The following is an 11,420-nucleotide window of genomic DNA, read 5'->3' as shown; positions in this document are numbered from 1 at the left end:
CCCCCCCGCCGGCACCAGCGCCGATCCCGCCGAGATGCTCGATCCGCGCTTCCCGGTGCACCGCACCGGGCGCGGCGGCCGCTATACCTATCACGGCCCGGGCCAACGGATCGGCTATGTCGTGCTCGACCTGCGCGAGCGCCGGCGCGACGTGCGCAACTATGTCCACGCCATCGAAGGCTGGGTGATCGCCGCCCTTGGCGACTGCGGGATCGAGGCGTTCCGCGCACCGGGCCGGATCGGCATCTGGACGCTGGATCGCGGCGTGGAGGCGAAGATCGGCGCGATCGGCGTGCGAATCCGCCAATGGGTGACGCTGCACGGATTCGCGATCAACCTCGATCCCGACCTGAGCCATTTCACCGGCATCGTGCCTTGTGGAATCGCCGAATTCCCGGTCACCAGCGCCGCAATGCTGGACAAGCCGATCACGACGGATCGCTTCGATGCCGCCCTGAACGCCACATTTTTGCCATTTTTGGACGCTCTGGATCGCGCGGGATAAATTCGAGTCTTGAGGGTGTCCCCCGAACCGTCTAATGTCCAGCACGGTTTGGGTATTAACGGCGTACAACCGTCGTCCAAATCCATTATCTAGGGAGCTATTACATGCGTGCAGTCCTTTCGAAGATCGTTGCTGGTTCGATGATCGCCGGTGCGGCCCTCCTGGCCTCGGCGTGCACCAGCAACACCGAGACCAACGTCAACAACACCACCGAAGTCGTGGCTCCGGAAAACACCACCGACGCTTCGGTCACCAACGTTGACGTCGCTGCTCCGGCTGACAACGCCGTCGTCGACAACGCGACGGTCAACGCTTCGAACGCGATGTAATCATCGCGCTTCGGCGTGTTACGAAAGGGCCGTCCGGGCGACCGGGCGGCCTTTATCGTTTCGGGTCCGTCCCTGCCACGATCCGTCGCATATCGGCCCGACGTGAAAAAAGGGGCTTGGGCCGCGAATCGAAACGCCCTAACGAGCTTTCCTCATAGCGTAACCAAGAGGACGGGATGCTCGCTCGGCGTATCACATTGGGCATGGTGGCCCTCGCGGCATTGTGCGTTTCGGCGCCTGCTTCGGCGCAATTCTTCTTCAAGCCCGTGGATCTTTCGGGCCCGCCGGTCACCGGCACCGAACCCGGCATGATCGGCCCGGGCCTGCCCGGCGCGAGCCCGGCGGAGCTGCGCGCGGCGCTGGTATGGAACCTGCGCGCGGCGCTCAACGTCGCTGCGCTGCAATGTCAGTTCGAGCCGACGCTGCTGACGCTCGACCATTACAATGCCCTGCTTGAAGACCATGAAGTCGAGCTGAAAAATTCCTACGATACGCTCGAGAAATATTTCACTAGAACCGCGAAGACGAAGAAGGCCGGTCAGATCGAACTCGACCGCTTCGGCACTCGCGTCTATTCCAGCTTCTCGACCGTCTCTGGCCAGCTGTCTTTCTGCCAGACCTCTGCCTCAATCGGGCAGGACGCGGTGTTCGCGCCGCGCGGCAAGCTGGGGGACGTCGCCATCGCGCGGATGGGCGAGCTGCGCGCCAGCCTGAAGGCATGGGGCGAGCAGTATTTCCGCACCCGGCGCGTCAACTTCGTGTGGCCGGTGCTGCGCCCGCTGCCGCCTTTCGGCAATGAGAAGTGCTGGCGCAAGGGCGAATATGACGCCCGCAAGTGCGGCGCGCTCAGCCTCTGATCCAGGCAGGGGGTGGCGCCGCCGCCACCCCCGCCCTTTCCTCTAGCGTAACCCCAGCAATTTGTGGGTCTGGAGCGTCAGCCGCCAGCGCGGCCGCTCCATCGCCAGCGCGATCGCGGCGCGGGTATTCGCCGCCGCTTCGGCGCTGTCCATCGGCTGGATCAGGAAGTGGGTGAAGTCCCACCCCTCGATCGCCTCGATATCCGTCCCCGGCTGCGGCCAGACCAGCTTCAGCTCGTCGCCGCGCCGCTGGACGACCTCGCTACCCGCCTTGGGGCTGATGCACACCCAGTCGATGCCGGCATGCACCGGCAGCGTGCCGTTGCTCTCGATCGCAATGCGGAACCCGCGGGCGTGGAGCGAGTCCACCAGCGCATCGTCCACCTGCAGCATCGGCTCGCCGCCGGTCAGCACGACGAAGCGCGCCTCGCGGCCGGGGCCCCAATGCCCCTCCACCGCGTCGAGCAGCGCCGCAGCGTCCTCGAACCGCCCGCCGCCCAGCCCGTCCATCCCGACGAAATCGGTGTCGCAGAAGCGGCACACCGCGCTCGCCCGATCCTCCTCACGGCCCGACCAGAGGTTGCAGCCGGCGAAGCGGACGAACACCGCCCGCGCGCCGGCGTTGATCCCCTCGCCCTGCAGGGTGAGGAACATCTCCTTGACGGCGTAGCTCATGGGTGGGTCGCGTAGCGCGTGGGATCGGGCAGCCCCGCTTCCTCGAACCCCCGCGAGCGCAGCCGGCAGCTGTCGCACAGCCCGCAATGCAGCCCCTCCGGCGTCGGATCGTAGCAGGACCAGCTCATCCCGGCATCGAGCCCCAGCCGCGCCGCCTCGCGGACGATATCGGCCTTGGTCATGGTCTGCAGCGGCGCCTGGATGCGGAAGGGCTCGCCTTCCACGCCCGCCTTGGTGGCCAGCTCGGCCAGTTTCTCGAACCCGGCGATGAATTCGGGCCGGCAATCGGGATAGCCCGAATAATCGAGCGCGTTGACGCCGATATACAGGTCCCGCGCCCCCGCCGCCTCGGCCCAGCCGAGCGCTAGGCTGAGGAAGATGGTGTTGCGCGCCGGCACATAGGTGACGGGAATGTCGCTGCCGACGCCGGTCTTCGGCACGTCGATATCGGCGGTGAGCGCCGATCCGCCGAACGCGCGCAGATCGAGCGGCAGGACGACATGGCGCTCGGCGCCGAGCATGGCGGCAATCTTCGCGGCCGCGTCCAGCTCCACCTTGTGGCGCTGGTTATAGTCGATCGAGAGGGCGAGCAGGCGGTGGCCGTCCTCGCGGGCACGCGCGGCCGACACCATCGAATCGAGTCCGCCCGAAACCAGGGCGATGGCGATGCTGTGAGTCATCGGCGGCATGTAGGCGCTTTCGCCGGCAAAAAAATGGCCGCTCCCGAAGGAACGGCCGGAAAGGATAGAAATGGGAAAACCAAACCAGGGAGAGCCAACTCCCTGGCACCCCTTCCTTCTACCCGCGATCGGTTAACGAATGGTAACCAGGCCCTTCAGGAACAGTCGCCGATGCGCTTCGCGTCATAGGTTTCCGAGAAAGGCTGGCCGTCGATGACGCCCTGCATTTCCACGGTCACTTGCCGCGGCGTGTCGGTGGAGATGCGCGTGAGCATCGTGCCGTGCCCGGTGCAGATGCTGCGCACCGTCGCGCGGCTGGCGGCGCTTTCCATCACCACATGCTGGCAGGGCGTGGTGATCTTCTCGGGGCGGAGAATCTGGTAGGGATCGCGCACGCACATCACGCGCTCGTTGCCCTCGCTGTCGCGGGCCGCCCACTTGCCCTTCTGGATCAGGTTGATCGCCGGCACGTCCACCGGACGCGCCGCCGTCGCGGCTCCCGGACGCTGCTGCGCCGACGCCCCCGTCGCCGCCAGCGCCAGCCCGGCCACCGCCATCCACGCCACTCGTTTGTTCACCCGTTCAAACTCCATCTCGGGGGCGCTGCCGCTCCCACGGCACCACCCGCCGATTCATATCATAGGGGAAGTACGGCTTTACAACGACGGCGGAACGAAATCGGCAAGCGCCACCGGAAACTGCTTGGAACAGAAGGCGCAATCGACCTTGATCACGCCGCCCTCGTCGGCCATCGCCGCGCGCTCTTCCTCGGGGAACTTGGCGAGCACCTGCTGGATATAGTCCGCCCCGCAGCGGCAGCCGCGCGACAGATCATGCCCGGCGAGCATCCGCACCTCGCTCTCCTCGTTGAACAGCCGCCACACCAGCCCCTCCAGCGCGATCGCCGGATCGGCCAGTTCGTCGGCGCCCATCGTGCCGCCCAGCGCCTCGACATGCTGCCATTCGGGATGATCCAGCCGCACGTGCAAGCGCTCGCGGCCCACCTCGCCCTCGGGCAGATGCTGGAGGAACAGGCCGCCGGCGATCGTCTTGCCGGTCGCCTTGTCCTTCTGCACGCCCAGCCGCACCAGCGTCGGGATCTGTTCCGACTGGAGGAAATAGCTCTGCGCCGCCTCGGCGATCGAGGCGCCTTCCAGCGGCACGATCCCCTGATAGCGTTCGTTGGTGAGCGCCTGGTCGAAGGTCACCGCCAGATAGCCGCCGTTGAACAGCGCCGAGAGCGACGGGTTCTTGCCGAGCCGGCTGAGCCGCGTGGCATCGAACTGCACATAGCCGCGCAGCTCGCCATTCTTGTAGTCGCATACCATCAGGCTGACGATGCCGCGCTGGGTCTGCGCCTGCAGCGTCATCTGCCCCTCGGCATCCTTCAGCGTGCTGCCAAGGAGCGCGGTGAGGGTCAGCGCCTCGGCCAGCAGCTTCTCGATCGGCGCGGGATAGGCATGGGCCGAAAGGATCTCGTTCAGCACCGGCCCCAGCCGCGCGACGCGGCCGCGGACATGGCGCTCAGGGATGGCAAAGCCGGTCACGCGATCGAGATCGGCGGCGGGAACGGGATGGGTCACGGCAAGTCTCCGGCATTCGTTTGCGGCCGCGAGAAGTCTGGGTGACTCCGCGCGTTCCGACGAACGCATTTTCTGGGTTCGGAGGTGTAAATAGGGGTTCGGCGGCCGGAAACAATGTGGCGCGCCATTGCCCCCCCGATAGCGAAGCCATGCCGTGACGTCTCGGCCTCGCAGCACCTAGAGCGTTTTCACCTTGGGCGAAGACGCCCTAGGTTTTCGATTGCCGCATTTTCCGAGTCGTTGACCGTAAACGGTTAACTTGAAAACGCTCTATACCCGGACGGCGGCGTGGCGCAGCGAGGACCGCGCGCGCCATGACGGACGCAGGGCGACGCCGGCGAGGTTCCGCAGCCCTCCCGCCCACGGAATCGCCGCCGACAGGATCGCTCGCCCTCAGATCTGCCCGAAACACCAGCGCAGGACGGACTTCTGCGCGTGCAGCCGGTTCTCGGCCTCGGGCCAGATCAGCGACTGGGGCCCGTCGATCACCGCGTCGGTCACTTCCTCGCCGCGGTGCGCGGGCAGGCAGTGGAGGAAGCGGGCGTCGGGCTTGGCCGCCGCCATCAGGGCTTGCGTGACCTGGAAGGGCATCATCGCCTTGAGCTTGGTCTCGGCATGGGCCTGGCCCATCGAGATCCAGGTGTCGGTGACCAGGATGTCGGCGCCTTCCACCGCCTCGCGCGCGGTGCCGACCACGCGGGCGCGGCCCTTGCCCTTCGCGAGATCGGCATCGCTCGGCTGATAGCCCTGCGGGCAGGCGGCGACGACGTCGAACTGCATCAGTCCGGCCGCTTCCATGATCGAGGCGAGCACATTGTTGCCGTCGCCCAGCCACGCGACCTTGAGGCCCGGCAGCGCCTTGCCGCTTTCGAGGATGGTCAGCAGGTCGGCCATGATCTGGCAGGGGTGCGAGGCGTCGGTGAGGCCGTTGATCACCGGCACGCTGGCGTATTTCGCCATGTCGATCACCTTCTGGTGATCGTCGGTGCGGATCATGATCGCGTCGACATAGCCGGAGAGCACGCGGGCGGTGTCCGCAATGCTTTCGCCGCGGCCGAGCTGCATCGAGCCTGCATCCATCACGATGCTGGTGCCGCCCAATTGGCGGATCGCCATGTCGAACGAGACGCGGGTGCGAGTGCTGTTCTTCTCGAAGATCATCGCCAGCACATGGCCGGCGAGCGGCGCATCGGCATCGGCCTTGCCCTTGGGCCAGCCGGCGCGGGCCTGCTTGCGCGCCATCGCGTCGTTCAGCATCGCCGCGATCGCGTGCGCGCCGGCATCGGTAAGATCGATAAAGTGGCGGGTCATAACATCCTCCCCGGCACGGGGAGGGGGACCGCGACGCGGAGCGTCGGGGTGGAGGGGGGTCTCCACCAGCGACGCCCTTTGCGGAAATCCCCCTCCACCATGCTTCGCATGGTCCCCCTCCCCGTCCCGGGGAGGATCGGTTGAGTCCTCAGGCCGCGGCGGGCACCGCGAAGCTGCGCGCGCCGGCGCTCAGCTTGTCGACCGCTTCGGCGATGTGGCTCTCGTCGATCACCAGCGGCGGCAGCACGCGGAACACATTCTCGCCCGCCGCCACGGTCAGCAGCCCGTGATGATCGCGCAGATGGGCGACGAAGTCGCGGCTCACCACCGTGTCCTTCATCTTGATGCCGAGCATCAGCCCCTTGCCGCGAATCTCCTCGAACAGGTGGTCATGGTTGGGGATCATCTGTTCGAAGGCCTGGCGCAGCCGCTCGCCCATGCGGGTGACATGCTCGAGGAAGCCGGGCTCCTCCATCACGTCGAGCACCGCCATGCCGGCGGCCATGCCCAGCGGGTTGCCGCCATAGGTGGAGCCGTGGGTGCCGGCGACCATGCCCTTGGCCGCTTCCTCGGTGGCGAGGCAGGCGCCGAGCGGGAAGCCGCCGCCGATGCCCTTGGCCGAGGTCATGATGTCGGGCGTGATGCCGTAATGCTCATAGGCCCACATCTTGCCGGTCCGGCCATAGCCGCACTGGATCTCGTCGAGGATCAGCAGCAGGCCGTGCTCGTCACAGGCCTTGCGCAGGCCCTGGATGAACTCGGGCTTGCCCGCGGTCATCCCGCCCTCGCCCTGGATCGTCTCGACCAGGAAGCCGGCGGTCTCGCCATCGATCTTGGCGAGCGCGCCCTCCAGATCGTTGAACGGCACATAGTCGAAGCCCGGCAGCAGCGGCTCGAAGCCGTCGCGCATCTTGCCCTGGTCGGTCGCCGAGATCGCGCCCAGCGAACGGCCGTGAAAGGCGTTCTTGAACGTGATCAGCTTGTGCCGCTGCGGGTTGCCGTTGACGTAGTGATAGCGCCGCGCGACCTTGATCGCGCACTCGATCGCCTCGACGCCCGAATTGGTGAAGAACAGCGTGTCGGCGAAGCTGTGCTTCAGGATACGTGTCGCCAGCGCCTCGCCTTGGGGCGAGCCGTAGAGGTTCGAGACGTGCATCAGCGTGGCGGCCTGGTCGGCGATCGCCTTCACCAGATGCGGGTGGCCATGGCCCAGCGCGTTGACGGCGATACCGGCGGCGAAATCGAGATAGCGTTCCCCTCGTTCGCCGATCAGGTAACAGCCCTCGCCTCGCACCGGCCGCACACCGCACCGCGGGTAGACGGGCATGAGCGGGGTGATGGTCATGGGAACTGTACCTCCTGAACAAACGAAAAAGGGTTGAAACTCCAGAAACGCAAAAGGGCGACCTATCCGGGCCGCCCTCCTGCCTAATTAGAGCCGCCTGGGCCCGCAGGTCAACCTGCCTTTATGCCCGCCCCTATGGCTGTGCCGGCACGCGGTGGTTCCACTGTTGGGTGGCGCCGCGCGAGCGGCCGTAATCGGCGGTGCAGGCCATGTACCAGGGGTAGAACTGCATCGGCTTGGCCCTGGCGTCGATCGCCTGCCACTGGGCGCAGCTCTTGCCGTTGAAGACATGGTCGTCGGGCAGCTCGCCGCCGGGCGCGCGGGTGAGCGAGGCCATGCGCAACCAGCCATAGTCGATTCCCAGCGCCTCCACCTGCGCGGCCGAGAAGCTGTAGACCTGGGTCTCCAGCAGATCGACCGCCCGCAGCGCGCCGGAGACCGCCGAGTAGCGCTGCATCGGCGCCTTGCTGCCGCTCCAGCTGCCGGGGTCCATCGAGGTGTTGACCATCAGCGTGATCTCCGCCTTGCCGCCCGGACCTGCCGCATCGAACGCCCGCAGCGCCGGCTGGAGGAACATGCCGAAACGCGCGCCGCCGTCCATGTACATCTGGGTCTGTTCGGGGTTCTGCAGCGTCACCGGGGGCACGCCCGGCGGCACCGAGGAGGAGGCGAGCAGCGCATCGACATAGCAGCCATGAATCCGCTCCTCATCCGCCACCGACAGGCTGCGCGAGGCCATCGGCGCGACCAGCGCGGTCAGGTCGATCGCATAGGCCTTGCCGTCGTCGAGGTTGCTCACGCCAACCAGCAGCAGCCGGTTCTTCTGCCCTTCCTCGGCCACGGCGCGCAGCGTCTCCAGGCTCATGATCTTGAGCAGCCGGGCCCGGAGCGGCGCGAAACTCGCGCTCGATCCCTTGAGCAGCGCGCCAAGCCCTGCCCCACCGCCGCGCACGCGCAGCAGATCGGCTTCCTTGAGGATCGAATAGGCGAGCACGAGATCGCCGACATTGGACGTGCCCGGCGTCACCACGAAGCCGGTCTCGCCTTCCTTGCCCGACATCGGCCCGTCGACCCAGGCCGCATAGTCGCGGTCGCCCGGCACCTTCTGGTTGGCGAGGAACAGCAGCGTGCTCTGCAGCGAACCGGTGCTGACGCCGGTGACGATATCCCAGCTGGGCAGGCCGCCCTTGCCGGCCATGCCGTAGAAGAAGCCCGCGCCGAACGCGCCGTGCTGCCCGCCGCCGCTGAGCGCGAGGAAGCGGTCCGGCTCGGCGATGCTGGCCGGGGCGCCGGGCAGCGACATCACCCGCTGCTTCATCGCCCGGCGGGCGCGCAGGGTAGCGCCCAGCGCGTCGCCCGCGCGATCGGGCACCCGCGCCAGCATCGCCCCGGCCACCGGCGACATTTCCCGCGCCTGCCAGGCGGGACCGACGCTGATCGGCAGCATCCGGTAATTGCAGCCCTGAATCGGCTTCGGCCGGGGCTGGCTACAGCCGGCGAGCGACAGTCCTGCCGCGGCAATCGCCATCAGCGCGTGCAGTAATTTCATGCAGATCCCCCACACAATGGAGACTCGCCCCCGCGAGTCCGGTTGCCCGGTCTTACCCCGAAACCATTTTTACTTCGTAACGATTTCGCGGAGCGCGGCAAAACAGTCGCCGTCGATCGCCTTGCCCACTTCGCCCGCCATGATGCCGAGCGCCTGTTCCACCGGCATCGCGGCGCGATAGGGGCGATCGGCGGTAAGCGCGTCGTAGAAATCGCACACGGTGATGATCCGCGCCTCACGGGCGATCAGCATCGCGTCGAGCCCCAGCGGATAGCCGCGCCCATCGAGTCGCTCGTGATGCGCCCCCGCCACCGCCGCCATGTCGCGCAGCGGCGCGATGCGGGACAGGATGGCGGTGGTATGCGCGGCATGGCTGCGCATCTCCTCCCATTCGCCGTCGTCCAGCTTGCCGGGCTTTTCCAGCACCCGGCTGCTCACCGCCAGCTTGCCGACATCGTGGAGCATCGCGCCGCGCTTCAGGGTGCGCAGCTCTGCGCCGGCCACGCCCATCGCCTCGCCCAGCGCGCCGGCATAATAGCCCACCCGCCCCGAATGACCGCCGGTATAGGGGCTCTTGGCGTCGATCACCGCACCGAAGGCGGCGGCGATGTCGTCGAGATAGTCCTCGTCCACCGCCACGCGCTGCGCCTCCGGCTCGAAGGCGCGGACCCGGGCCTCGATCGCGGGATGGGTCAGCTCGGCCCAGAAGCCGGGCTCGCGGGCGAGGCCGGCAAAGCACTGCGCCAGCGCGGGCTCGAACCAGCTGCCCGATCGCGCGGCCACTTCCTCGACCGCCGCCTCCGGCCCGGCGGCGGCGTGAAACACGTCGGCGATCTGGGCAAGCAGCGCGAGGCGCGCGGGCAGCGGGATGGCATCCCCGCGCAGGCCCAGCGGCTTGCCGCCACCGTCCCAATGCTCGTCCAGCGCGGCGATCGCCTGCGCCACCGGCTCGGGAAAGCGCAGCTGGCGGGCGATGTCCGCACCGCGCGTGCATCGCGTCTGGATCAGGTCGGTGACGATGGCGGGGCCGTCGCGCAGGATGGCCAGGATCGCCTTGGCGCGTGCGCCCAGCCGCTGTCCCCGCCCGGTGCGGGTGAGGACATAGTTGAGCGCCGGCCCCGTCCCCACGCCCAGCAGCTTGTGATCATGCTTCACCTGGCGATCGTCCGCCAGATACAGTTCGGCGATTCGCGCGGCGTTGCTGCTGCAGCCGAGATCCTTGAGCAGGGTGGCGTAATAGACGGTGCGCCGCTCCGCCGCCGGCAGCCGGAGTGCCACGGCCATCCGGCTGGCGATCCAGCAGGCGCGGAGCGAATGCCCCGCGGGCTGCCCCTCCGTCAAGTCGAGCGCGTAGGAGAAGGCGCCGAGAATTTCGGCCAGCGACGTGGTGGATCCCACGCGCATGTCGAACTGGGAGGGATCAGCGTGCAGCATGGCGGGACGTCCGAAAGGGAACGCCCTTTTACCCTCGCCCGACTTAAGCCTTGGTTTCGCTTAACTCTTAATCTTCCAGCCGCGCCGCAGCAGCCCGTAGCAGAACAGACCCAGCACCACGTTCAGCGTCAGGATCACCGCGCTGCCGATCAGGATCGGCGAATCGGCGACACCCAGGAAGCCGTAGCGGAAGCCCGAGATGATGTAGAAGAATGGGTTGGCATGGCTGATCGCGCGGAACACCGGCGACAGATTCTCGACCGAGTAGAAGGTGCCCGAGAGCAGCGCGAGCGGCGCCACCACGAAGTTGGTCACCGCCGCGGCATGGTCGAACTTCTCCGCCCAGATCGAGGTCATCACCCCCATCAGTGCAAGGAACAGCGAGCCCAGGAAGCCGAACCAGAGGACCGCCCAGAAATGCGCGGGGAAGACGTGGACGCCCCACAGCGCCATCGCCAGCCACACCGTGCCGCCGACGCAGAAGGCCCGCGTCACCGATCCGCCCGCCAGCGCCGTCAGCATCTCGCCGGTCGACAGCGGCGGCATCAGATAGTCGACGATCGTCCCCTGGATCTTGCCGACGAGCAGTGAGAAGCTGGCATTGGCGAAGGCATTCTGCAGCATGCCCATCACGATCAGGCCGGGCGCGATGAAATCGGCGTAGTGAATCGGGACACCGTCCAGCGTGACGGTGCGCCCGCCGCCGCCCAGGGCGACGGTGAAGATCACCAGATACAGCAGGGTCGTGACCGCCGGCGCCCACACCGTCTGGAGCTGCACCTTGAAGAAACGGCGCACCTCCTTGATATAGAGGGTGCGCAAGCCTCCCCAGTTGACGTTGCGAATCACCGGAACGCCCGGCTCGGGAAGCTGTGAACCGATTTCGGGGTGGCTGCTCATGGCGCGATCGCGTACCCGCTGACGCCGCCGCCCGCAAGACGAAGGAACCGAAGTGAGCTGGACCGACGAGCGTATCGAAACGCTGAAGAAGATGTGGGACAGCGGCCTGACCGCCACGCAGATCGCCGAGGAACTGGGCGGCGTGTCGCGCAACGCGGTGATCGGCAAGGCGCACCGCCTCGGCCTGCCCTCGCGTCCGTCGCCGGTGAAGGCGAACGAAGCCAAGGCCGCCGCTGCTGCTGCGGCAGCCCC

At 67.3% G+C, this 11,420-nt stretch carries 13 protein-coding genes; 4 read left to right on the top strand and 9 right to left on the bottom strand.

Annotated elements, in window-relative coordinates; all coding sequences use genetic code 11:
• From lipB to KK7_RS0118375, 3 genes are all read left to right on the top strand, one after another.
• Positions 1 to 505, top strand: a 505-nt coding sequence (lipB, locus tag KK7_RS21195; protein WP_010546108.1) for a lipoyl(octanoyl) transferase LipB, incomplete at its 5' end; no start/stop codon positions are given.
• A 104-nt stretch (positions 506 to 609) separates the two neighbouring features.
• Complete coding sequence (locus KK7_RS0118380) at positions 610 to 834, top strand: hypothetical protein (RefSeq protein WP_010546107.1); 225 nt, start codon at positions 610 to 612, stop codon at positions 832 to 834.
• A 176-nt stretch (positions 835 to 1,010) separates the two neighbouring features.
• On the top strand, positions 1,011 to 1,691 hold the full coding sequence (locus tag KK7_RS0118375; protein WP_029623425.1) for a hypothetical protein: 681 nt from the start codon (positions 1,011 to 1,013) through the stop codon (positions 1,689 to 1,691).
• A 42-nt stretch (positions 1,692 to 1,733) separates the two neighbouring features.
• Here the strand turns inward: KK7_RS0118375 and queE are convergent, their stop codons facing one another.
• From queE to KK7_RS0118330, 9 genes are all read right to left on the bottom strand, one after another.
• Entirely contained in the window at positions 1,734 to 2,366 is a 633-nt protein-coding gene (gene queE, locus KK7_RS0118370; protein ID WP_010546105.1) for a 7-carboxy-7-deazaguanine synthase, read from the bottom strand.
• Positions 2,363 to 3,055 (bottom strand): 7-cyano-7-deazaguanine synthase QueC, encoded by a 693-nt coding sequence (queC, locus tag KK7_RS0118365; RefSeq protein ID WP_010546104.1) that lies wholly within the window; start codon positions 3,053 to 3,055, stop codon positions 2,363 to 2,365. Before queC ends, queE begins: the two co-directional genes overlap by 4 nt.
• A gap of 146 nt (positions 3,056 to 3,201) precedes the next feature.
• Positions 3,202 to 3,624 (bottom strand): hypothetical protein, encoded by a 423-nt coding sequence (locus KK7_RS0118360; RefSeq protein ID WP_237709255.1) that lies wholly within the window; start codon positions 3,622 to 3,624, stop codon positions 3,202 to 3,204.
• A 78-nt stretch (positions 3,625 to 3,702) separates the two neighbouring features.
• Entirely contained in the window at positions 3,703 to 4,629 is a 927-nt protein-coding gene (gene hslO, locus KK7_RS0118355; protein WP_010546102.1) for an Hsp33 family molecular chaperone HslO, read from the bottom strand.
• Positions 4,630 to 5,022: 393 nt separating this feature from the next.
• Positions 5,023 to 5,940, bottom strand: coding sequence for an ornithine carbamoyltransferase (argF, locus tag KK7_RS0118350; RefSeq protein WP_010546101.1), 918 nt, complete (start codon positions 5,938 to 5,940; stop codon positions 5,023 to 5,025).
• Positions 5,941 to 6,088: 148 nt separating this feature from the next.
• The gene (locus KK7_RS0118345; RefSeq protein ID WP_010546100.1) at positions 6,089 to 7,285 is read right to left on the bottom strand and encodes an aspartate aminotransferase family protein; all 1,197 of its coding nucleotides are present in this window, start codon (positions 7,283 to 7,285) and stop codon (positions 6,089 to 6,091) included.
• A 133-nt stretch (positions 7,286 to 7,418) separates the two neighbouring features.
• Positions 7,419 to 8,834, bottom strand: coding sequence for a patatin-like phospholipase family protein (locus tag KK7_RS0118340; RefSeq protein ID WP_100207638.1), 1,416 nt, complete (start codon positions 8,832 to 8,834; stop codon positions 7,419 to 7,421).
• Positions 8,835 to 8,903: 69 nt separating this feature from the next.
• Complete coding sequence (locus KK7_RS21190; RefSeq protein WP_010546098.1) at positions 8,904 to 10,268, bottom strand: HD-GYP domain-containing protein; 1,365 nt, start codon at positions 10,266 to 10,268, stop codon at positions 8,904 to 8,906.
• Positions 10,269 to 10,328: 60 nt separating this feature from the next.
• Positions 10,329 to 11,168: an ABC transporter permease gene (locus KK7_RS0118330; RefSeq protein ID WP_010546097.1), complete on the bottom strand. Its 840-nt coding sequence runs from the start codon at positions 11,166 to 11,168 to the stop codon at positions 10,329 to 10,331.
• Between the two features lie 52 nt (positions 11,169 to 11,220).
• Between KK7_RS0118330 and KK7_RS21185 the strand changes: the two genes are divergently transcribed.
• A partial coding sequence (locus KK7_RS21185; protein ID WP_010546096.1) for a GcrA family cell cycle regulator occupies positions 11,221 to 11,420 on the top strand: 200 nt, incomplete at its 3' end.

It is taken from the genome of Sphingomonas elodea ATCC 31461 (assembly GCF_000226955.1).
GTDB classification, from domain to species: Bacteria; Pseudomonadota; Alphaproteobacteria; order Sphingomonadales; family Sphingomonadaceae; genus Sphingomonas; species Sphingomonas elodea.
Note: the sequence above shows the minus strand (reverse complement) of the source record. Positions and strands in the feature narration are given on the sequence as shown.